20 protein-coding genes are annotated in these 22,463 nt (G+C 55.1%); 10 read left to right on the top strand and 10 right to left on the bottom strand.

The features are described from left to right. Positions 1–142 precede the first annotated feature (142 nt). Positions 143–547, bottom strand: a complete 405-nt coding sequence (locus MUN86_RS16605) for a DUF983 domain-containing protein (RefSeq protein WP_245119173.1) — start codon at positions 545–547, stop codon at positions 143–145. A gap of 123 nt (positions 548–670) precedes the next feature. Further along, complete coding sequence (locus MUN86_RS16600) at positions 671–1,132, bottom strand: hypothetical protein (protein WP_245119172.1); 462 nt, start codon at positions 1,130–1,132, stop codon at positions 671–673. Between the two features lie 103 nt (positions 1,133–1,235). Between MUN86_RS16600 and MUN86_RS16595 the strand changes: the two genes are divergently transcribed. The 3 genes from MUN86_RS16595 (at position 1,236) to MUN86_RS16585 (ending at position 3,789) form a co-directional block, all read left to right on the top strand. After that, positions 1,236–2,495: a helix-turn-helix domain-containing protein gene (locus tag MUN86_RS16595; RefSeq protein ID WP_245119171.1), complete on the top strand. Its 1,260-nt coding sequence runs from the start codon at positions 1,236–1,238 to the stop codon at positions 2,493–2,495. 166 nt (positions 2,496–2,661) lie between these two features. Further along, complete coding sequence (locus MUN86_RS16590) at positions 2,662–3,186, top strand: hypothetical protein (protein WP_245119170.1); 525 nt, start codon at positions 2,662–2,664, stop codon at positions 3,184–3,186. 45 nt (positions 3,187–3,231) lie between these two features. Then, positions 3,232–3,789 (top strand): YceI family protein, encoded by a 558-nt coding sequence (locus tag MUN86_RS16585; RefSeq protein WP_245119169.1) that lies wholly within the window; start codon positions 3,232–3,234, stop codon positions 3,787–3,789. 100 nt (positions 3,790–3,889) lie between these two features. Here the strand turns inward: MUN86_RS16585 and MUN86_RS16580 are convergent, their stop codons facing one another. Next, on the bottom strand, positions 3,890–4,906 hold the full coding sequence (locus MUN86_RS16580) for a bestrophin family protein (RefSeq protein ID WP_245119168.1): 1,017 nt from the start codon (positions 4,904–4,906) through the stop codon (positions 3,890–3,892). Between the two features lie 268 nt (positions 4,907–5,174). Here MUN86_RS16580 and MUN86_RS16575 point away from each other — a divergent pair, with 268 nt between their 5' ends. Both MUN86_RS16575 and MUN86_RS16570 read left to right on the top strand, forming a co-directional pair. After that, complete coding sequence (locus MUN86_RS16575; protein ID WP_245119167.1) at positions 5,175–5,516, top strand: hypothetical protein; 342 nt, start codon at positions 5,175–5,177, stop codon at positions 5,514–5,516. 243 nt (positions 5,517–5,759) lie between these two features. Beyond that, positions 5,760–6,089 carry a hypothetical protein gene (locus tag MUN86_RS16570; RefSeq protein ID WP_245119166.1) on the top strand — a complete coding sequence of 110 codons (330 nt, stop codon included), beginning with the start codon at positions 5,760–5,762 and terminating at the stop codon, positions 6,087–6,089. A 140-nt stretch (positions 6,090–6,229) separates the two neighbouring features. On the opposite strand, the gene MUN86_RS16565 is transcribed toward MUN86_RS16570, so the two are convergent. Beyond that, positions 6,230–7,015, bottom strand: coding sequence for a hypothetical protein (locus MUN86_RS16565; RefSeq protein ID WP_245119165.1), 786 nt, complete (start codon positions 7,013–7,015; stop codon positions 6,230–6,232). A gap of 477 nt (positions 7,016–7,492) precedes the next feature. On the opposite strand from MUN86_RS16565, the gene MUN86_RS16560 reads away from it, so the two are divergent. Beyond that, the gene (locus MUN86_RS16560) at positions 7,493–7,855 is read left to right on the top strand and encodes a hypothetical protein (RefSeq protein ID WP_245119164.1); all 363 of its coding nucleotides are present in this window, start codon (positions 7,493–7,495) and stop codon (positions 7,853–7,855) included. Between the two features lie 178 nt (positions 7,856–8,033). On the opposite strand, the gene ggt is transcribed toward MUN86_RS16560, so the two are convergent. After that, positions 8,034–9,716, bottom strand: coding sequence for a gamma-glutamyltransferase (gene ggt, locus MUN86_RS16555; RefSeq protein ID WP_311181716.1), 1,683 nt, complete (start codon positions 9,714–9,716; stop codon positions 8,034–8,036). Positions 9,717–9,915: 199 nt separating this feature from the next. Between ggt and MUN86_RS16550 the strand changes: the two genes are divergently transcribed. Beyond that, entirely contained in the window at positions 9,916–11,964 is a 2,049-nt protein-coding gene (locus MUN86_RS16550; protein ID WP_245119163.1) for an alpha-amylase family glycosyl hydrolase, read from the top strand. Positions 11,965–12,019: 55 nt separating this feature from the next. Here the strand turns inward: MUN86_RS16550 and MUN86_RS16545 are convergent, their stop codons facing one another. Together MUN86_RS16545 and MUN86_RS16540 are read right to left on the bottom strand one after the other, a co-directional pair. Beyond that, positions 12,020–12,493 (bottom strand): YdeI/OmpD-associated family protein, encoded by a 474-nt coding sequence (locus MUN86_RS16545; RefSeq protein WP_245119162.1) that lies wholly within the window; start codon positions 12,491–12,493, stop codon positions 12,020–12,022. Positions 12,494–12,622: 129 nt separating this feature from the next. Next, complete coding sequence (locus MUN86_RS16540; protein WP_245119161.1) at positions 12,623–13,663, bottom strand: glycosyltransferase; 1,041 nt, start codon at positions 13,661–13,663, stop codon at positions 12,623–12,625. A gap of 199 nt (positions 13,664–13,862) precedes the next feature. On the opposite strand from MUN86_RS16540, the gene MUN86_RS16535 reads away from it, so the two are divergent. Beyond that, complete coding sequence (locus MUN86_RS16535) at positions 13,863–16,298, top strand: glycoside hydrolase family 31 protein (protein ID WP_245119160.1); 2,436 nt, start codon at positions 13,863–13,865, stop codon at positions 16,296–16,298. Positions 16,299–16,388: 90 nt separating this feature from the next. Here the strand turns inward: MUN86_RS16535 and MUN86_RS16530 are convergent, their stop codons facing one another. Beyond that, positions 16,389–17,279, bottom strand: coding sequence for a hypothetical protein (locus MUN86_RS16530; RefSeq protein ID WP_245119159.1), 891 nt, complete (start codon positions 17,277–17,279; stop codon positions 16,389–16,391). A 250-nt stretch (positions 17,280–17,529) separates the two neighbouring features. Here MUN86_RS16530 and MUN86_RS16525 point away from each other — a divergent pair, with 250 nt between their 5' ends. Further along, positions 17,530–18,513 (top strand): fasciclin domain-containing protein, encoded by a 984-nt coding sequence (locus MUN86_RS16525; RefSeq protein ID WP_245119158.1) that lies wholly within the window; start codon positions 17,530–17,532, stop codon positions 18,511–18,513. 197 nt (positions 18,514–18,710) lie between these two features. Then, positions 18,711–20,273: an alpha/beta hydrolase family protein gene (locus tag MUN86_RS16520; RefSeq protein WP_245119157.1), complete on the top strand. Its 1,563-nt coding sequence runs from the start codon at positions 18,711–18,713 to the stop codon at positions 20,271–20,273. On the opposite strand, the gene MUN86_RS16515 is transcribed toward MUN86_RS16520, so the two are convergent. After that, the gene (locus MUN86_RS16515; protein WP_245119156.1) at positions 20,270–21,463 is read right to left on the bottom strand and encodes an esterase/lipase family protein; all 1,194 of its coding nucleotides are present in this window, start codon (positions 21,461–21,463) and stop codon (positions 20,270–20,272) included. The genes MUN86_RS16520 and MUN86_RS16515 overlap by 4 nt on opposite strands. A 253-nt stretch (positions 21,464–21,716) precedes the next feature. Then, the gene (locus MUN86_RS16510) at positions 21,717–22,376 is read right to left on the bottom strand and encodes a T9SS type A sorting domain-containing protein (RefSeq protein ID WP_245119155.1); all 660 of its coding nucleotides are present in this window, start codon (positions 22,374–22,376) and stop codon (positions 21,717–21,719) included. Positions 22,377–22,463 lie beyond the last annotated feature (87 nt).

The following is a 22,463-nucleotide window of genomic DNA, read 5'->3' as shown; positions in this document are numbered from 1 at the left end:
AAACCCGCTCTCGGGCGGGTTTTGCTAAGTAACGGCCTTGAAGTAAGGATATTGCTAGTTTATGCGTAATGCCGAAGGGCATACGCAGCGGCATTTTAGAGTATTCTGGTTAACAGCAACTGCATAAACAGGATATGGGCCACTAAGCAGAACGGCGCGACGTGCCCGCCCGGTCGGGGTCGTAGTGGACGCCGCCAAACCAATACAGCATTAGGGTGCGCGAATAGCGCAAGCTAAGCGGCGTAAGCAGCACCGACGCCACCGCCACACTCACAATATATACCCACGTGTCGGGGTCATTGAGCAGGAAATACACCCCAAACCCAACAACCAACATAATACCTGTTGAGAAGGCAAAGCTGATGTACATAGCTCCCCAATAGAAGCCCGGCTCCGGCTCGTATGCTTGCCCGCATACCGGACAGGCGGCGGGCATGTCGGCGAACTTAGTCAGGTTGAAGGCCGAGTAAGTGAATAGCCGACCTTGGTGGCAGCGCGGACAACGCTGCTGCAACGCCGCTAACGTTGAAGAATCTGTTGCTGACATGGTATGAACACTAAAGTGAGCTATGCAAGTAAGGGTAGTACGTCCAAAAAAGGCAAAGGAGCTAAGTTGCCGCGTTAATTAGTGCTTATTCGTTCTAAAAGAGCACCGTTGCCCGTACCTAACTTACTCGTCGCCGAAATTGCGTAGGCGCTTTTTGCTGAGTTCGTAACTCAGAATAGCCGGAACGTAGAAGGTAATGTCGGCCAGGAGCTTGGCCAGCACAATGCCCGCCCCAAAGCTGCCGAGCCAGCGAGGTAGATAGTACATGAGCGCCGGACGAATAAATAAGCTGTCTAGCACTTCAGCAGGCCCAAACTCCACCGCCAGCGCCCGCACGTTGCGCCCGAAGATGCGGCGCGTGTACGGTCGGTTTTGGGCGTGGCAGGCGCGGCGGGCCAGCAGTACATCTTGCCCCAACAAATACCCGAAGTACGCCACGTTGCCGGCCCAGGTGCCCGCCAGCGCGGCGCTCAACTGGCTGTGCGTGCCCTGCAGTGCCAACCAAGCACCCACCAGCGTGGCCACCATGGATAGCACCTCGGCAGGCAAATACCGGCGCAGCCATTCCCGGATTTTCTGTTTCATGCGGCCTGCGTGCGAGACAATAGAGAAACCACTATTTTACGTTGGCAAGAGTAGGTTACTGGTCCGCAATATCAGGTGTGCTTGCTTACCCTTCTTTGATTGTATGCAAATACCGCTTACGCCCTTGGTCGTGCTCCTGTTTGCGGTTATAGCGCAGGCCGTGTTTGCGGCGGGCCTATTGGGGCTGGCTCGTGCCAATCAGTTGCCCAACCGGTTTTTGGCCCTGCTAATGCTGGCTATTGCGTTGTGGCTGCTCGACGGGTTTTTTCGGGTGGCCAACATCTACGGGCAAAACCCGAATTGGTATTTCGCGCCCATTTATTACTCGTTTGCCTTCGGTCCGCTGCTGTATTTCTACGTCCGCAGCCTTGTCAACCACGACTTTCAATGGCAAACGCGCTACTGGTGGCATTTTGTACCGGTGCTGGTGCAGGCTGCTCTCTACGGTTGGCTGCGTTGGCAAGACTACGAGACCCGCAACTGGTTCTGGCAGACCGTCCACCGGCCCTACACGTACCGCGTGGAGTTCGTGGGCACTTGGCTTTCCCTGACCATTTACTTGGTGCTGAGTTTGCGCCTGCTGCGCCAATACCGCCGCTGGCTGCTCGACAATTTCTCGGAAACGTCACAGTTACGGTTGCTGTGGCTGCGCACGCTGCTAGTGCTGGTGGCGGTAGTAAATGTGCAGTGGCTCATTGAATTGGTGCTACGCGAGTTTTTCGAGCTTTACTACCGCTACGACTACTCCACCGAACTACTCGGCGTGGTAGTTTTCCTGATTGGGGTGGTGGGCTTGCGGCAAGCCGATATGCACGCCGTCCGTTTCGCGCCCGAAGAAGAACCCAATGATTTCGGATTGATTGCCGCCCCTTCAACCGCACCAGAATTGGCCGTGGCTGCGCCTTTCTCCGGTGAGCACAATCGGGTCGTAGAGGCTGGTGTGCATAACACCGATGCATTAGCTGCGAGTATGCAAAGTAAAACCGCCGTAGCAGCGCCAGGGGCAAAACCTGCCGCGGCGGTGGATGCGGCCGTGGTAGCCCGTATTCGGCGGGCGCTGGAAGAAGAGCATCTGTATCTTAACCCCACACTTACGCTGGCGGAATTATCGGCGCATACGGGCCTAGCGCCCCGGCTCATTTCCTTCACCGTCAACAACGGCTTCGGCCAACCCTTCAACGATTTGGTGAACAGCTACCGGGTGGCCGAAGTGAAACGCCGCCTTGCCACCCCCGATGCGCAGCGTTTGACTTTGCTTGGCATCGCCTTCGAAAGCGGCTTCAATTCCAAGACCACCTTCAACCGCATCTTCAAGCAGTTCACCGGCGTTGCCCCCCGCGACTGGCAGGTAAGGGATGAGTAGTGGGAAGACTAGCAGCCTGGAGGTCTAGTTTCCAACGCTTAGTAGTTTATTGCTGGCTTCTTTCACTTGCGCCCATATCATGATATGGGCCTTCTGACGCTGAATTCGGGGCGTTTTGGGTGTTTTGGGCTGCCACCTTTGGGTCATACTTCAACTCCGTATGACCATGAAAACATTGCTCTTGCTGGCTGTTCTGCTGGCTGCCCCCGTTGCCTCCTTGCTGGCCCAAACCACTGCTACTCCATCGGCTTGGACCGACCATAGCCGCGTGCTGCCCGATAAGCTGCGCCAGGTGCCAGTAGGCATTACGCTTTGGCACACACCCAATCCTATTTATCCGGAGCCTAACCCCGAGCAGCCGGGCGGCTACGTTTGGAAGCACAGCACCACTATTCGCTCGGAGGTAGGGGAACTGGAAGTGGTGGAGTGTGGCAGCTTCATCTGGTACAACGCCGAAGGCTGGAAGGCCAATATAAAGGAAACACCAGCGGAGTTTGCCGAGCTATTCCGCTGCCCTGGCGCGCGGTTGCAGGCCGGCCAGCCCTACACGTTCGAGAAAAACTACCGCTTCGCCGATAGTGCCCAGCGCCTCTACGGCGGCGACGCTCTCTGGTATGTGCTGGCCAAAGACAAAACCGGCAAGCTCTACAAAGGCACTGGCCTCATCGAAACCGAAGCCACTGTCCGCTAAGCAACCACCTTCTTTTCGCAGTCTGTCACTTTCTTCTTTCTTGCCATGAAAACTGTTCTCGCCTTCCTGCTTTTCCTTTCGCTGACTTCGTTTCAGCCAGCTGCCACCACTTACCAGGCGAAGCCAACCGCCAGCCAGCTCACCTGGACCGGCCACGCCGAAGCCGGTACTTGGGCGCCCACTGGCTCCGTTCAGCTACGCCGGGGTACCTTCGAATACGATGGCCAGACCCTGCGAAACGGCCGCTTCGAGTTCGATATGAGCACGATCAAGCATGAAGACGCCAAACTAACCGAGCACCTGCGCGGCACCGATTTTTTCGACGCCGCAAAGTACCCGACGGCCGTATTTGTGCTGCGCGAAGTCAAGAACAGCACGGCTATCGGTCAACTCACCATCAAAGGCATAACCATGCCCGTGCAGTTTCCCCTAACCCTGGAGCGTCTGCCCAATGGCTCGCTCCGCGTCACGGGGACGGCCACCATCGACCGTACGCAGTTCGGGGTCAACTACAACTCCAGCAGCTTCTTCCAGAATTTAGGCTCCTATGCCATCCGCAACGACTTTCAGCTGGCCTTTACAGTGGTTGCATCGAAATCGTGAACAACAGAACTGCTGTTTGAACGGCACAGTAGCCACCAGTTGCACCAATCTGCTTCAGCCAATAGCAGCTCATGAGCCTAGGCAGTAATACGTCGCCAGTTTACAGCAACACGCCATCCACTGCTTGAATACGCTCTGGTAGTGGGGCATCGCCGAGTAGCTCGCGCAGGTCGATTTCGATGTTGCGGCAAATGGCCGTCATGGGGATGTCGTTGAGGCCGTTTTCGAAGGGATTCTCGCTGGCGTCGCCGATGGATTCCATGGAAAAGAAAACCCAGGAAATAAGTATGCTGAAAGGTAGGTCGAGCCACACGGCATTAGGCCCAAATTTGGCCATTTCGCCGATTAGCGCGAAAGGCAGCAGGAACGTAAACAGGCAAACGAAAATGGTGCTGAAGTGAGCGTACTGCCGCGGAAAAGGAAAGCTCTTGATCCGCTCAGCGGCACCTTGTTGGGCGAAGCACTCCACCAGCAGCGCCGACAGCGTGTTGTGCTCGAAAGGATCGAGCAGGCCGCGGGTTTTTAGCTCCGCAAGCTGCGTTGCGTGGGCGTGCAAAAGCAGATTGGGCACGTTGGTGGCCCCGCAGTCGGTGCAGGCTAGCTCGAACGTGGGCAGAAACGGCTCCAGCGTGCTGTGCATTTCCTCGGCCTGCCGGTGCTGTTGCTCCACCAGCTTCACGTGCAACGACCGAACCCTGGGGTCCTCTTGCCAGAGCACCCGGCGCCGAAGTTGCAGCCGCAACGCATTCACCCAGCCAACCTGCCGCAGTATCAGCTGCCGCCGCAACCGAATCACCGCATCCGGATTTTCGTCGAATTGCTCGCGGCCCACGGTGGTGTTCACCAGCGTAGCCCACGACCGGCTAGCGTTGGTAATAGCGCCCCAGATGCGGCGGGCCTCCCAAAGCCGCTCATACGAAGAGTTGTTTTTGAAGCCCACATAGAAAGCCACTGCCGTGCCGATGGTAGCTACCGGCAAAAACGGAATAGCTATAAATGTCCAACCAAGCCCCTTATAAGCTACCAGCACCGCCACACTCAACAGCGTGAACCAGAGCAATTCTCGCCAGCAGAAAAACAGAATAATGCGCAGTGGAAAGGTCTTGTTGGTATACATTGGGGCAAACGAATGAGGTAAGTAATTGACGTTGACGGGGCTAACTGAGTAACAAAACCAGAGGCAGCGGAACCCAAAGCGGACGTGTAGGCGAGGAAGACCAGCTTCAGGTCGGCAATATATAGGGTTTACTGAATGCCATTCAAGCTATGGCAGCTAAGTCTGCCGTATTCTGGCGCACCTTTGCAAAGCGGTTATTGCAACGCCTACCGGCTAGGCGGCGTACAGGCGGGTAAGATTTCCTGTCATCTCCCAAACTTTCTTTCCCATGAACCATAACGACCGCATCGAAGAAACCATCCGCAGCATCTACCACACGTTCGAGCATCCTGGTGCGCACCCAGTCGACGCAGGCCTTGGGGCTATCGACACCTGGATTGCGGCCTTAGATGGCCTCGGTGGTTCGGCTTTGATGGGCATCCAAAGCCAGCTGCGTACCCTCCGCACTCACGTGGAGCGCGACGACCGGCCCGCCATAGCGGCCTCGCTGCAGCAGTTGGGGCAAGATACATCACTGGCCGCGCGCGATTTGCACGGCGAAACCGGCGACCATTTGCGTCACCTCGGTCAGACGCTCGTCATAGCGGCTGGCAACCTAAAGGTGTCGTAGAAAGGCTGTTAAGTTTTCAATAATAAATTAGTAGCGTATAAGATTTAGGCCGGTTCCGCTCTTCCGAAGAGTAGGACCGGCCTTTGTTTTGGGCATATGGTTGAGCTAGGGCCTATCTGACGAGCTACAATACAAAGCGGAATATGTTTTGTTGGGCTTTGTTTAAGAATTTGAAAATCAACAATAAAGAGCGCCGAGAGTAGTAGAAGTGTTCATTTCTTTTCCAACCAAAACCACTTTGTTATGAGTTCTTCCACCAGTCAACTCGACGCCACCATCCAAGCTCTCGACGGGGGCCTGACCGCCGCCGCACCAGCCGCCGCTGGCAACATTCAAAGCTGGATTTCGACCCTCAACGGGGCAGGCAGCCCATCATTGAGTGCTATTGCCTCCGAGTTGGAAAACCTGCAAACCGCCATTGGCAGCGGCGACAGCGCTCAAATCGGGCAGTCATTGAAGACCTTAGGCGAGCATACCACCAAAGCGGCTGAAAGCGCCACTCCGGATGCTAGCGCCAAGCTCCAGCAACTCGGCCAAACACTCAGTTCGGCGGCTACTTCGTTGAAAGCGTAATCCTTTGTCTGAACAACCAAAAGGCCTGCTCCAGCTAGTGGAGCAGGCCTTTTGGTTGTTTATGGATGAGGCTTAAAGCGGCGCTCTAAATACAGGATCTATAGTAGCACACATTTTAGTTTGTTCATGCAGTGTCAAGTTTATTTGAACTGTAGGGCGTGTTCGATGACCCTGTTTAGAACCGAAGAATTATTTGTTACAAATACATCTGCGACAAAAGCAGCCATGTCTGGTTCGTTGCGAACAGCCGCCAGAAAGGGTTGGTACTGTTCGGCTTGCATGATACGCGCCATCACAAATACCGACGTTGCAAGGCCCAAGTCGCTGTATACACTCTCGGCAAGTGGCTTCTTCTCGATATACTTCGTGAGGGCTTCCCGCAGCAAAGAGCGGCGCTCATCGGCTGACAGCTGCGCCAGATACTCGTCCTGCGCCAGAATCATTTCCACGTAGGTGAAGCTAAAAGAATAGTTTCCGCGTTGCACTTGCCCTTCGGGCAAGCAAGTTGGTCCCATGCGTTGGTAGCGCTCCAGTAGGAGAGATGCCGCCTCGGGGCGCTTGCGCAACTCATCGAACCCATTGAAGCTCTCTAGCTGCACCCGAGTGCCGCGCTGTAGTGAGTTGTAGGCAAGTATATTGCCCAGGAGCGGATAGTTTAGACAGGTGGACAGCAGTCCGGGAGTGGAAATGGCCGACAGTTTAGCGGCGGGTATTTGGCAAGCGTCAACCATTGCCTGGCCACTTTGGAGCTTTTTCCATGCTTCGGTGCCTGGGAGAACCGGAAAGTTGTAGGCGTCGGCGGAACGGGGCGCCACGTACGGCGAGGTGCATGCTGAGCCCACCATGTCTTCTTTGCTGCACGCCGCTGAGGAAAGCAGTAGCAGTACCAGCCACAACTTGGAAAAGGGGGAGTAGACTATCTTCATCTAGTGAAAGTGTATGGGTCGGCTTCCAGTTGGCTGCTTATTTACTTTGATACTAAAGCACTCGCTAGGGAAGCAGGGAAAAGTTGAAAACAGGCAATGTTAACTTGCCTTATGGTTGAAAACAGGCAATGTTAACTTGCCTTATGAGTCCGCTACTAGACAAGAGGTTGCACAGGCAATAGTTGAATTGCAAAGCCTGAATCACTAGCAGGTACTAGCCCAAATATCTGAGGAGTGATATTCCCTAAGCAGTAAGTATACAAGTGGCACGATTAGGCGCAATGCCTAGCACACCAGCATACCCAGGTGCAGCAAATTATCAAGCGCTATACTGCATCAGCAAGTGGTGGCTGTACAACAAATCAGCCTAGTAATTCTAAGCTAAACCGTAGTTGAAAAAAGTAGACCATTGCCAACCCTAACGTTGGGGATGCAGTAAATAAGGGTCCCTTTCTTTCCACCGAACCCCCTTACACTATGTCTGTTTCCCATTCTGCTAGTGCCGACCAACTCGAAGCATCCCTCCGCATTTTCCGCAGTGGCGACCTTGCCCAGGCTCTCGACCTCGCTCATAAAAACATTGATGGCTGGATTCAAATGCTGCGCGCATCGGGCGAGACGGCCCACGCGACCATTGCCGCCGATTTGGTGCAGCTGAAAGGATTTCTCAGTGGTACCGACCCCAACCCTATCAGCGACACGCTGCAAACCCTCGCCGAGCACATCAACAGCATTGTGGATGACGCCAACCCGCGCTTCATCAGCTCGCTCGACGAGCTATCCAAGGCCCTCACCGACGCGGCCCGCAATCTGCAACTGCAGCGCGATCAGCAGCAGTAAGGGTTGAACTTAATCAGCAAGCCCATCACGACAACGGCCTACTCCCGCATCAAAAGGAGTAGGCCGTTGTCGTGATGAGCTGAGCAGCGAAATAGAGGTTATGCTTAGTAGCCAGCCGCCGCATCGTCGCCGCGGGGGTCGGCACCGCCTTCCAGCTTGCCGTTGGGTAGCACCCGAATCACTTCCATGCGGCCCCATGCCCCGCGGGATTAAGCTTGTAACCCCGTGCGCGCAATGAATCTTGGGTGGCCGGCAGCAATGCATTTTCTTCTACATCAATATAGTCGGGGAGCCACTGGTGGTGCAGACGAGGCACGGCCACGGCCTGCTGCGCGTTCATGCCGTAGTCGATGGTGTGGAGAATGGCTTGCATAACGCTGGTGATAATAGTGCTGCCACCGGGAGTGCCTACTACCATCGCCAGTTTCTGGTTTTTGGTGAGGATGACGGGTGTCATCGAGGACAGCATCCGCTTACCGGGCGCAATGGCGTTGGCCGCGCCCCCAACCAAGCCATACGCGTTGGGCGTGCCGGGCTTGCTGCTGAAATCGTCCATTTCGTTGTTGAGCAGGAAGCCCGCTCCGGCTACCACCACTTTGCTACCGTAACCGCCGTTGAGCGTGGTAGTGCAGCTTACCGCGTTGCCCGTAGCATCCACGATGTTGTAGTGCGTGGTCTGGTCTGACTCGTAGCCAGGCAAGCCCGCCCCGGCTGCTACTTCGGCGCTAGGCGTAGCGCGGTAGGGCAGGGTGGAGGCCATGCGCTGCTGGTTGTACGGCTTTTCTAGGAGCTGCGCCACGGGCACGCGGCCAAAGTCCGGGTCGCCGAGGTAGGTGGCGCGGTCAGCGTAAACGCGCCGTTCGGCTTCGGTAATCCAGTGTGTGGCCTGCGGAGAGTGCCAACCGGCTTTGCCTAAATCAAAGAATTCCAGCATTTGTAGCATTTGCAGCAACGCTACGCCACCCGAGCTAGGTGGCGGGAAAGTCTGCACGTCATAGCCACGGTATTGCCCGTGCAGCGGAATGCGCCATTTAGGCTGGTAGTTAACCAAGTCTTTCTTGCTGATGATACCCTTGCCGCGTTGCATTTCCGCCACAATCAGGTCGGCGGTTTTGCCGGTATAGAAGCCGGCGCGGCCTTGGTCGCGGATGCGCCCGAGGGTACTGGCTAACTCGGGGTACTTGATAACGTCGCCGGCTTGCCAGGGGCGGGTGGCACCGTCGGGACGGACGTAAGCCGGTGGGGTAGTTGGATTGTATTTCAGGAAATTCTCCCGCTGGTTGTTGAGGCCGTTGGCTTCTTTTTCGGTTAGCTTCAACCCTTGAGCAGCCAGGTCTACGGCGGGCTGCACCACATCGCGCCAGGGCAGCTTGCCTAGTTTTTTGTGCACCACCTCCATGCCGGCCACGGTTCCCGGTACGCCCGCCGCCAAGTGGCCAAGCGTGCTTAGGTCGGGTATCACATTGCCTTGTTGGTCGAGGTACATATCCCGTGAGGCGGCGGCCGGGGCTATTTCCCGAAAATCCAGGGCTCCCTCGGTACCATCGGCGCCGCGGTACAGCAGAAAGCCACCCCCGCCAATATTGCCAGCCGTAGGCAAAGCCACCGCCAACGCAAACTGCACGGCCACTGCCGCATCGTAAGCATTGCCGCCGCGGCGCAGGATTTCCACCCCGATGCGCGTTGCCTCCGGATGCGCCGAAACCACCATGGCCTGCTCCGTCACGACGGGGGTAGCAGGCGGAATCGGAGTTGCTACGCTAGCAGTTGCTGCAGGCATAGTAATTGTCTCCGGCCGCTGCCCCGTGGTACAAGAGAAAACCAGTGCGGCCAGGGCCAGCGGAAGAAAAGGTTGTTTCATAGGGCGTAGTTCAATATACCGCAAAGCGTGAGCTTCTGCGTACGAGCAAAGCGAGTATACGATACGCTGCCATCTGGTCCTAGAATTTCCATAAAATTGCCCCTCGGCAACGAGTTGATCTTTCGGGCCTGACGTTCAGCTACCTTGTACCTCCGTATACCTTCCTATCTTACCGGCTCACGCTCTTACTACTGCTTCCATGGCTCCTGACATGCTTATTCCGGCTCTGAAAACACCCCATCTTCCCCTGGTGCAGCAAGACCCTTGGCTTATGCCTTTCGAGCCCGTATTGCGCCGCCGCCTCACGCGCCTCAACCAGCGCCTCGACGAAATCAAAGATAAGTGGGGCTCACTAACCAAGTTTGCTTCCTCACACCAGCACTTGGGCCTGAACTACGATTCGCGTAAGCGGGGTTTTTGGTACCGGGAATGGGCCCCGGCCGCGGAAGGTTTGTCGCTGATCGGTGACTTCAATGGGTGGGACCGGTACGGTACGCCCCTCAAGCGCGGCGAGGACGGCGTTTGGGAAGTGTTTCTGCCGGATAGAGACTACAAAGACCGCCTTACGCATGGCAGCCGCTTCAAAGTGCACGTACGTACCGCCAAGGGCGGCAAAGACCGACTGCCAGCCACCTTGCACCGCGCCGTGCAAGACGAACATACCCACGATTTTGCCGGCCAACTCTGGCGCGCCGAAAAGCCTTTTGTCTGGACTGACCAGAAGTTTCGCATCCACAACCACGTCAAAGAGCCGCTGATTTATGAGGCGCACGTGGGCATGGCCACCGAAGACGAGCGGGTAGGTAATTACCGTGAGTTTGCCGACAATATTCTGCCCCGCATTCAGGATGGTGGCTACAATTGCGTGCAGCTGATGGCCGTGATGGAGCACCCCTACTACGGGTCGTTTGGCTACCACGTCGCCAACTTCTTTGCTGCTAGTTCTCGCTTTGGCACCCCTGAAGACCTGAAGTATCTAATCAACGAAGCGCACCAGCGTGGCATAGCCGTACTCCTGGACATCGTGCACTCGCATGCTGTCAAAAACGAGGCCGAGGGCTTAGCCGATTTCGATGGCTCCGGCAACCAATACTTCCACCCCGGCCCGCGCGGTAACCACCCCGGTTGGGATTCCAAACTCTTCGACTACGGCAAGCCCGAGGTGCAACGCTTCCTGTTGAGCAACCTGCGCTACTGGCTCGAAGAATACCACTTCGATGGTTTCCGCTTCGATGGCGTAACCAGCATGCTCTATCAGCACCACGGCGAAGGGGTGGCTTTCAGCGGCTACGAGCAGTATTTCGGACCCGAGGCTGATGAGGACGCCATTCTGTACCTGCAACTAGCCACCACGCTGGTGCACGAAATGAAAAAAGGCGCGCTATTGATTGCCGAAGATATGAGCGGCCTGCCCGGCCTGTGCCGCCCCATTACGGAAGGCGGCGTTGGGTTTGATTACCGCCTCGGCATGGGCATCCCTGATTACTGGATCAAGCTGCTCAAGCACACCCGCGACGAAAACTGGAACCTGCACGACCTGTGGTACGTGCTAACCAACCGCCGCGCCGGCGAAAAAACGGTAGCCTACGCTGAAAGCCACGACCAAGCCTTAGTTGGCGACAAAACCCTTTCGCACTGGCTGCTCGACAAAGCCATCTACGAGCACATGCGCAAAGACGACCCTGACCCGATAACCGACCGGGGCGTTGCGCTGCACAAACTCATCCGGCTACTGACGCTGAGCCTCGGCGGCGAAGCCTACCTCAACTTTATCGGCAACGAGTTTGGCCACCCGGAATGGGTGGATTTCCCGCGCGAAGGCAACAACTGGAGCTACCACTTCGCTCGCCGGCAGTGGAGCCTAGCCGAAAACTCGGACCTCAAGTTTGAGCAGTTGCTGGCTTTCGACCACGCGCAACTCACTTTGGCCCGCAAAAATCACTTGCTAGCTCATCCCGCCGCGCACCAACTCAATATTGATACCGTCAATCAGGTGCTGATATTCGAGCGGGGGCCGTTGATTTTCGTGTTCAATTTCCACGTGTCGAATAGCATTCCCGACTATCACTTCTTCGTGCCGAAATCTGGCCGCTACCGCATCCTGCTCAGCACCGATGCTCCCGAGTTCGGCGGCCACAACCGCGTCGATACTTCCCTGACCTACGAAACGTTTGAAGAAGAGGGCCTAGAAAAGCTTAGTCTCTACGTTACCAACCGCACGGCTTTGGTGCTGATGCGGATAGGATAAGACCCAACAAAAAGCCCGTCGTACTCAGCACGACGGGCTTTTTGTTGGGTAAGTTTTACTTTAACTTTTTGCCAGTTTCTGCGCCTTCTAGCACTTCTTGGATGCGCCGGATACGAGCTTCAGGCTTTTTTGCGCGTTCCACCCACTGCACATACTCGCGGCGGTGGGGGTAGGCCAATTCGTCGAACTTAGCGCGTAAGCCAACCCGGTCAAGAGCACGGGCGAGGTCGTCGGGGAGGGTGAAGCCGGGCTCGTCGGTGTCAAGCGTCATCGTCACGTGTACGGGCATGCCCCACGTCTTATCGACGGCATTACGCAATTGCTTGTTTACCGACAGAATATGGTTGCCGTCTTCGTCGAGAGTAAGCGGTAGGCGGAATGGAAAACCATCAAGGGTGCCGCGCACGTGTACTTGTCCGCGCTGCCCGAATACTTCGGGTACGCTGAAGGGAATGAAAAGAAACACGCCTCCGTCGCTGGGGTGCAGCTCTAGTTCAGCATCGAAAACCTGTTCCTGAGAATCAGCCATAAGAAAAACGCAAAGTGTAGCACGCAAAACCGTGCGCGCCACAAAAGTAGCACGAGGACTCAGCTAATCAGGACGAGAGTAAAAGATTGTCTATTGGGTACAGTTTTCTCATCCACTCTTTACTACGTACTACGATACTTCTCGCAACGCCGACAAAATGGTTTCGGCTAGCAGGTCAGCTTCTTGGGTAGCGGCCCGGCTTAAGCGGCGCACGCGCTGGGGCGACACATCATGGAGTTCTATTACACGCAAAGCCAAATCGGCATTGGCCGTTAAAACCAAGTCAGCGCGGCGTAGGGCAATGCGCTCTAGCTCCGTCACCCAACCACGGTCGGCGGGGGTGTTGCGTTCTTGGGCGAGGCTATACACGTGCAGAACCAGCGGCTTGCCCGTGAGTTGCCGAATTTCCATACCCGCCAGCCACGACTGCCAATCGGAAGCGTAGATCACCGCAAAATCTTGGCTGGCAGCCAGCCGAGTGGCCAACCGGGCATATTGAATAACGCGGAAATTCAGACTGGCATCATCGGTTGGCAGAGCCTGCAAAGCAGCCGTTGCCACGTCCAAGATGGACTGGTGAACGGGCAGTTGCGTCATCCAATTAGCCGGGACAGCCGGAGCTGGAGCTTCGTTGTGGGAGGGGGCGCTTGGCGCTTCGGTAGGCTGCGCTACCACTTCTTCCCTAGCAAACTCAGTAGTTCCAGAGTAGGGCGCAACATTATCGGAACCAAGGTCCGCCGCTTCGCCAACTTCTACTGTTCCAGCCGATATCTCATCTGGTGCCGCAAATTCAAGGGCTGGCGAGGCAGACGCATTCGAACCGTCATCGGAGCGGCCTATATAAGGCGCCGCGGGTACGCCGTTTGGCGACCCATCCTGTTCGAGCGAAGCACCGCGGTAGGGCGCTTCCGGCCATTGCAGTGTCTGCGACTTGTCGGACTCGTACAGCGCCTCTAGTAGCACCAGTTCTTCGGCCGTTAAGTTGCCAAGGCCGGTGGTCTGTACCACGCTGGAAAGGCGCATTGGCTCGGAGATGCGCGGCAACAGCAGCGTCAGCTCAGCACGTGGGGCGAGGGCCTGGAGTAGGGTAGTGGTTGGTGGTACAACTTCCGTCGATACATTGGGGGTGTCCCAACCTAGCAGTAGTACCTTCAGTGGGTTAGTTTTCATGAGCGCGGCAAGGGGGAGCGGTATTACCCAAAAAATGCACTAACAGGGCCGCTAAGGCAATTATAGGCAATGATGGTCAATGTTAGGTAAAATTCGTGGGATTCATTTTTACCTTTACAAGCTGAACAGGACTTTTTCGGGCTTGCTCAACTCTCTTCTAACTTCTTCTTCTGCTTCTCTCTGCACCTCCGTATCCTATATGAACGATAATAATTTCCAAGGTCAAAATTATATGGTGAACGACCTGGCCGCGAAAGCGAAACAGGAGTTCTTTCCAGGCCAAGTGGTTGCCAGTCATCAAGAAGGCACCGATTTTCTTTTCCGTTGCGACAACAATGTTCAGCTGCGAATTGAAGTAATTACCGATAAGGTGCTGCGATTCCGTTTCGCCACCGACAATGGATTTGCCCCCGATTTCAGCTACGCTTTTCCCGAAGGGGTGCCTTCCCGACAGGCACCTCTTTTTTTGGAGTTTCGCGAAAAAACCGACCATTTCCGTATCACCACTGACCGCCTAATCTGCACCGTTTCGAAAGAAGGCCTGAGAACTCGCGTGCTCAACCGTTCAGGTTTGGTACTGATGGAAGACGATAAAGGTTTCCATTGGGAGTACGACTACGACTCCGGCAACGACATCGTGAAGATGAGCAAGCAGGTGCAAAGCGGCGTCTGCTACTACGGCCTCGGCGACAAACCCGACAACATGAACCTGCGGGGCCGGCGCTTCACCAACTGGGGCACTGACACCTACGGCTACGTCAAGGGTACCGATCCGCTGTACAAAAACATTCCGTTCTACATCGAGTTGCAGCAGCGGTTAGCCCACGGCATCTTCTTCGACAATTCCTTTCGAGCGAACTTTGATTTTGCCGCTGAGCGCGCCGACGTTACCAGTTTCTGGGCTCAAGGCGGCGAGATGAACTACTATTTCATCTACGGTCCCTCGCTGCTCGAAGTCACGCAGGAGTACACTCGCCTGACGTGCCCGCCCGAAATGCCGCCTCTTTGGGCCCTAGGCTACCATCAATGCAAGTGGAGCTACTATCCTGAAAGCAACGTGAAAGCCATTGCCAAAGGCTTCCGCGACCGGCAGATTCCCTGCGATGCGCTCTACCTCGACATCGATTACATGGATGGCTACCGGTGCTTCACTTGGAGCCCGACGCACTTCCCCGAGCCGAAGCGCATGGTGCAGGAACTGGCCGCTGATGGCTTCAAAACCATCGTCATCATCGACCCCGGCATCAAGATTGACCCCGAGTACAGCGTCTATACCGAGGCCCTAGCCAACGATTATTTCTGCCGCCGCGCCGATGGTCCGCTGATGAAGGGCTCGGTTTGGCCGGGTCTCTGCAACTTCCCCGACTACACCCGCCCCGAGGTGCGCGAATGGTGGGCAGGCCTCTTCAAAGGCTTGATTCAGGAAGACGGCGTGAAAGGCGTTTGGAACGACATGAACGAACCGGCCGTGTTCGAAAAAGGTACCTTTCCCGACGATGTGCGTTTCCACTACGAAGGGCATCCTGCTTCGCACAAGAAAGCGCACAACGTGTACGGCATGCAGATGGCCCGCGCTACGGCCGCTGGCGTCAAGCAGTTCAGCTATCCCAACCGCCCCTTTAGCATCACGCGTAGCACGTATGCGGGCGGGCAGCGCTATTCCTCGGCCTGGACCGGCGACAATATTGCTTCTTGGGAGCACCTCTGGCTGGCGAATATTCAGTGTCAGCGCCTAAGTATATCGGGTTTCAGCTTTGTGGGTTCCGATATTGGGGGCTTCATCGATACGCCCGACGCGGAGCTGTATGTGCGTTGGGTGGCACTCGGCGCATTCCACCCGTTCTTCCGAACCCATAGCTCCGGCGACCACGGCGACCAAGAGCCTTGGTCGTTCGGCGAGGAGGCAGCCGAGTTGGCTAAGCGCTTTATTGAACTGCGTTACCGCCTACTGCCATACATGTACACTACCTTCTGGCAGTACATGCAGCAGGGTACGCCTATGTTGCGCCCGCTCCCGTTCCTCGACCAGAACGACACCGAAACCTATCTGCGCATGGCTGAATTCAGCCTCGGCGACCATCTGCTGATTTGCCCAATCACGCAAGCCGGCGTCGATGGCCGTTGGATGTATCTGCCGCGTGGCGACTGGTTCTACTACTACACCGACGAACCTAAAGCGGGCGGCGCCGAAGTATGGGCCACGGCTGGCCTAGACCGTATTCCGCTATTTGTGCGTGCCGGGGCCGTTATTCCATTCTATCCGGTGCAGCAGTATGTAGGCGAGTTGGTTATCGAAGAAGTGACGCTACACGTCTATTACAAAGCTGGCCAGCAAAGCAGCGTCCTCTACGACGATGGCGGCGAGGGCTACGGTTACCTCGAAGGCCATAGTACCACGCGTCGCTTCACAGTGGTTGGCACTGATAAAAATGTAGTACTGCAGCAAGTCATTGAAGGCGACTACCAGCCTAGCTTCACCCGCTACCAAGTAGTATTGCACGGCTTGCCCTTTGGTGCAGCTACCTTCTTGGTGGATGGGCAGTCTATTGAAATGCAGGAGGTAACCTTAGAAACCGGCCTTAAGCTGCCTGGGGTAGTAGTTGAGAGTAATTTCACAGAGCTGGTAATTGAATAGGAATATAGTATCTCAACAAAAAGCCCTGCCACGCATATGTGGCAGGGCTTTTTGTTGCTGTTGTAATTGCCAGCTTATGTTAAGCTAGAGCTAGAAGTTGTAAGCCACACCGCCCGAAACACCAGTCGACTTGCCTAAGTTGCGGCCCGCTACATAGGTATTAACGCCCACCGTCAAACCAAACCCTTTGGCCAATGGCCGGAACGCGCTAGCGCCCAAGCGCACATAGTTCACGCGCGTAGCTGGAAAAAAACCAGTGAAGCCAGGCTGTAAAATATCAGTGCCATCCTTGTCAGAATGCTGGAAAGCAGCTAATGCATCTACGTAGAGCTTCGGACCGGCGTATCCAACCTTGGTTTCCGCAACGAAGGCATTGGGCGCACTATTGTCGCGCACGCTGTAGCCAGCCTGACCCGTAAAGAAAACCCCCGACACCGTCTTGAGGTGGGCTACACCCGAAACTGTTGCCTTTTTAGCGTGATTACCGATAGCAATGATATACCCCAAGCCTTCTTCTGATTTATAGTCACTTACCGGAGTGCTAGCACTGACGACGGCCAATATGTCCAATACGTTAGTACCTAGTTCCCGACTCAGAACTTTGCCTTTGAGCAACACAGTGAGGTCTTGTAACCCTGCGCGCCGGTTGGTGTAGTTCTGCGCTTTTACGACTTGTTCGTCAGCATTGCCTTTCGACTCGATGTAAGGCAGACTAACTACTGCTTCTAACTTGTCGGAAATGCCGTAGCTACCATACAGGTTAAGAGAGCTAACTCTGACCTCATCAAAAATTGGCACCTTATCAATCTTCGTGGGGGCCAGATACACGCTCGAATAACGCTCTACCGTACCCGAAACGACCACCGACCCGTGGCCCTTGCCGGCCATGAAACCGCTGACCAAGCTTTGGGCATAGGCAGCCGATAGACCACTTAAATTGGCAAGTGAGAGTAAAAGTAGAGAACGGTAGATTTTTTGCATAATAAAATGATTTAGAAAACAAAATCGAGGGAAGACATCTCGACGTTATTCAAATATAATACCTTCGTGGAGTTCTCTGCAATCCTGCGAATTTATCTGGTTGAATTACGGCAGAAATGTGCTGTTCGGTTTTATCTTCGTCACAATCCGAAGTTACCCCTGTTTCGTTTGTTGTTCGGTTTAAGTGTTTGGTTTCCTAGAATCGCACTGATTTAATCAAAATATAGTACTGTTTAACAAGGAGTTACCTATGAAAAAAAAATTGCTTACTTGGTGTAGTAGTTTGCTAGTTGGCGCATTAGCGTTGTCGAGCTGCGATAAGAAAGAGGAAGTTGACCCTACGATTGCCAACATCACAGTATCGAATCCTGACTTTCAAGTTTTAGAAGATGCCGCTATCCGAGGAGATGTTGCTGGAATTTTATCTAATAAAAATCCTAATGATCCTACGAATAAGGGTAATTACACTGTTTTTGCACCTAACAACGCTGCCTTCTCTCGTTTAGGGCTAAATTCTGCTAGCGACTTACTCACATTGCAGCAGCCTTTCCTGCAGAATACACTGTTTTACCACGTTGCCAACGGAACAATAGCAGGTAGTGACTTAACAGCAGGAGCAACCTCAGCATCAGCTCTAGGACCTCAACGGCGCATTATCCGCAGAGGCAACGATTTATACGTGAATGGTTCGCGCATTCTAGTTACTGATGTGCAAGCGGCCAATGGTACCATTCACGTAATTGATAAGGTATTGCTAGCTACTAAGGCCACTGTGGTAGAATCGGCCCTTGCGCTGCAAACCTCGAAAGTCTTCACTAGTCCAGAACTAACTTTTCTGGTAGAAGCGGTACTGTATTGCGACTTGGCAGATGTACTCTCCAAAACGCCTAACCTGACTGTGTTTGCACCTACCGACCAAGCATTCAAAAATCTGGGTACCGAGCTTGGAGTATCGCTTAATGTTCCGGCAGATATTCGTAAGCTGCCTAAAGAAGTGGTGACGGCTGTTCTGGCAACTCATGTCCTTGCCGATGGTGCTAAATTCACTCCAGAATTCGTAGACAACTCCACCGTAAATTCGTTTGGAGGAGCTCGCTTGCAGTTAGGAACATTCACTAACGGAGTGATAACTGTGAAAGGGCCTCAGAACACTACACCCGCTAACATGGTAATTCCGGATGTACAGGCTACCAATGGTGTAGTACACGTTATTGACCGAGTTCTGCGCCCTTAATAAGGAAGTTATATTAGTCAGCGAAAATTCTATTTTTATCGCCTTTTTGCCGAGTTCCAACGAATTGGCTGGCAGGCTCCGAAGCCAAACAACGTACTTGCAGCATATTTAAACTTCAGCCCATCTACTCGCCGAGCAGATGGGCTGGATTGCAACTAAGCTCTGTTTAAAAGGCTGCCGTCTCCATTATACTACTCATGAAAAAGTTGGTTTCCAGATCCTTATGGAACTGGGTTGTGCTGATGCTACTCAGCTTAATTATCTGCACGGAGGCGCAAGCCCAGGCACCAACCGCCAAGCGTTATTCGTTGGAGGGGCAGTGGAAAGGAGCCTTGACAGTGCCGGGAGGTAGTTTGCCAATGATGATTACGGTAACGGAGCTAGCCGATGGAAACCGGTTTGCAGTACTGGATGTGCCTATGCAGCGTGTCAACCGGGAGCCTATGACCGTGACTCCCCGCGGCGATACGCTCACCTTTGAAGCCGAACAGGCAGGCTGCCGCTTTGTGGGCCGGCGTTCGGCTGATGGCCAACAACTATTGGGCGTATGGCAACAAACAGGCTACTCTGCTCCACTTACATTGCTGTTTATTCCTCCGGCTACTACGGCCGCTCCCAAAATCTTCAAGTTTCCTCCGCCTTACCGCGTCGAGGAGGTAAAGGTGCCTAATACTATTGACCACCTAAGTTTGGCAGGTACCCTTACCATACCCGCCGGTGAAGGCCCTTTTCCGGCCGTGGTGGTGCTCTCAGACCTCGACACGCAAACCCGCGACGCGGTGTATGGTGACTATGCCCTGACCGGCAGCCTAGCCGACTTCCTTACTCGCCGTGGCATTGCAGTGCTACGCCTTGATGACCGGGGCATTGGTCAATCGGCCGGCGACTCAGCCACGGTGACCACCGCCGACCGTGTGCGCGATGCCCAGGCCGCACTTAGTTTCCTGCGTACCCGGCCGCTGATCGACATTGCACACCTTGGAATGGTAGGACACGGCGAAGGTGGCAACATAGCCTTGCTGGCCGCGGCTCAGCCGTTGGCTCCCACGTTTGTGGTGGCACTGGCTGCAACTGGCCTGCCGGGCCGGGAGACGCTAGCCGAGCAACGGCCCTCTTTGCTGTTGCGTTCGGGTGTGGCTGACACGGCACTGCTCGGTTTGGCGCGCCGCCAAGAATTAGCCCGCGCAGCAGCGCGCCGGCAGGCCGAGCAATTGCGCACCTCAGGTTCCAATGTAGCACAGGTGGAAACGTTTTTGGAACAACAGCGCATGCGGCAGAAAGGTGAGGACCGCAAGCGCACCGACGCCTTGCGCAAACGCCGCCGGGCTATGCTGGAAATTGTGCGCCAAACGGCCGACAACAACCAGGCACAAGCCATTGTAGCCAACATGATTCAGCAGGACAACCCAAATATGCGCTTGGATGCAGTGCACGCCGCCGCGTCTCGTCTTACGGCGCCTTGGTACCGGAGCTACCTCAACTTCGATCCGCAAGCTTCCCTAGCCAATGTGCGCGGGGCTGTTCTGCTGATGCACGGCACCGGCGATGATATGGTGGAAGCGCAAACAAACTTGGATTTGTTAGCCAAAGGATTGAAAGCCAATAAACAGGTGACTGTGCAAAAGTTGGAAAACATCAACCACCTATTTCAGGCGCCAACCACTGAATGGCCCCTTATCAACGGCCAGCCGCGTCCGGTAATGGCTCCCGCGGCCCTCGAAGCCATGCAGACCTGGATTAAGGCGCGCGCCAAAGACTAACCTCGCGTTTGGTTTACTCGGTCGCGGAGGTACTGATACACCTCTTGGTTGCTAAGCAAGCTGCCATGGTGAAGCTTGGAGAATACGCGGGTGCTGATCTGCTGCTCTGGTGGCAGGGCTGGGTCGCCAAAAACACGGCCGAGGGCACTGCCAGCGCCCACAAGTCCGTCGCCGAAGTAGTCGTGGAGGGCAGAGTTGGCGGATTTGAGCAGGGAGCCAACGAGCACATGGTAGCGGACACCCGGCAATGGCGGTACCAACGTGCGCGGCGGAAATAAGTCGTTGGCGTGTGGGTCTTGCCAGTCCTCATCAACCAAAATAGCGTGCCGCAGGTCCTTGATGCCGTTGCTACGCTTATCGATTAGGCCACTGATAAAGCGGGTTGGTCGCAAGTTGATTTTGCGGAGTACCACCGACGTGAAATGACTGTTCTGCTCTAAAAAGGAGCCGTCGTTGGGTACCCCCAACAGGAATACGTCGCGCAGGTGGGCTAGCCAGGTGCTTGGTTGTGGACGCGAGGTTTGAGTTGCTACGTAGTGAGCGTCGCTCTGCGCGGCTTCGTTGATAGACGCTTGCCGCTCAAGCGTATTCTGTGGGGGAGACGCGTAGTAACCCGCGCTCCGAATAACGAGGCCCCCCATGCTGTGACCCATCAGGATTAAATCGCCGATGGCGTCGGGAAACGTGGTTAGTAACTCAAGGAGAAGAAGGTTGAGTTGCTTGCCATTCTCGGAGATGTGCAGGCCCGTGTTGTAGCGAACGTAGAGGCAGTTGGCACCGGTGTCTTGTTGCAGACGTGGACCGTACCGCAACCCTTCCGGCGACCCCGTTTGCCAAATTACCTCGTCGCCCATCAGGCCATGCAGAAATACCACCGTTTTGCGTGGGCGCCCATCGGCTGTGGGTTCTAGCCGCAACGACGCCACAGAGACATCAGCGCCATGCCGCCGGAAGCTCATCTGAATAGCTCGCCGGTCGTGGCGCTCGGCAAGTTGGTCGCCGAAAGCACCGTTAAGGACCGGGAGCGTGAAGTGCCGGTTTTGCTGACCGGTCCGGTAGAGGTAGCCTGCTGTGTTGAAAGGCACCACTGCCACCCGACCAACGGCCGTCACTGCGCGTTGCCACCGGGAGGGTTGCTTTCCGGCTGGCGGGTCGGACGCGGAATCGGTTGGTAGCTGGTCGTCGGTCACAGAATCGGGCGTTGCACGTCGATAGTTCACTAAAGATGCGGGCGACAAAAGGTACAGCCCGAACAACATCTAATACAACTGGCCGCGGCAGTAGGTTGCCAAACTGACAAGAGTTGCTTGTTATACAGCTTCCGCAATTCAAGTTCTCTCTTCTGCATTTAACGCATTCTGAAAACAACAAGAAAAAACGCTCCCGTCGCTGGATGATACCAACGGCGGGAGCGGAGAAAAACAATACTATCAATGAAGGCGATTAAGGAATCAATAGCTTGCGGGTAAGTACACCTTCAGGGGTATGCAATTGCAGCATATACACACCGGCTGGCAACCCACGTAGTTCGAGTGGCCGACCGTTAGCCAAACTAGCCGGTACTGCTGCCGAGGTGCGCACTACATGACCAGTGGCATCGGTGATGGTATAAGGAGCAGTTGCTACGCTTGGCTTAGTGGGGGAAGCTAGACGAAACTCGCTGTTCGAGCTAGGGTTAGGATAGACATTCAGCGAAGCCTCCAACACAGGGTTCTTGGTCGCGGATACTAGGCCAGTCATCGTTACATCATCGATGAAAAGCGTGGTCCCCTCATGGCGCACATCAGCAAGTCCCGATGCAAAACCAATATGAATGGAATCGGGGGTAAGTGCAGAAGTGTATCGTAATGGCACGGTGGCCAATGTGTAAGCTGTAGCCGGCAACAAACGCAAACTGCCGGAAGCAATAGTTTGGGTGGTGCCCCCTGTAGTGCGGGTAAGCGCCACAATGGCGTAGGCTGAATCAGGAAGGGCATTATCGCCAGTCAGCTTGTAGTAAAACTGCATGTTGGCAGCGCGGTTGGTAAAGGGCAGCCCCCCAATCTCGCTTATATCACGATCAGCTAATATGTCAGTAACGGAGTTGTAGCTTGCAGTGCCCAACAGCAGACCCCCGGGGATTGCACCAAGAACTGTACTAACTAGCCCGCCGTCTTTTGTTTCTAGCTTTGCAGCATACGTGCCAGCATG

It is taken from the genome of Hymenobacter volaticus (genome assembly GCF_022921055.1).
Taxonomy (GTDB): domain Bacteria; phylum Bacteroidota; class Bacteroidia; order Cytophagales; family Hymenobacteraceae; genus Hymenobacter; species Hymenobacter volaticus.
This window is presented reverse-complemented; position numbering and strand designations above follow the sequence as displayed.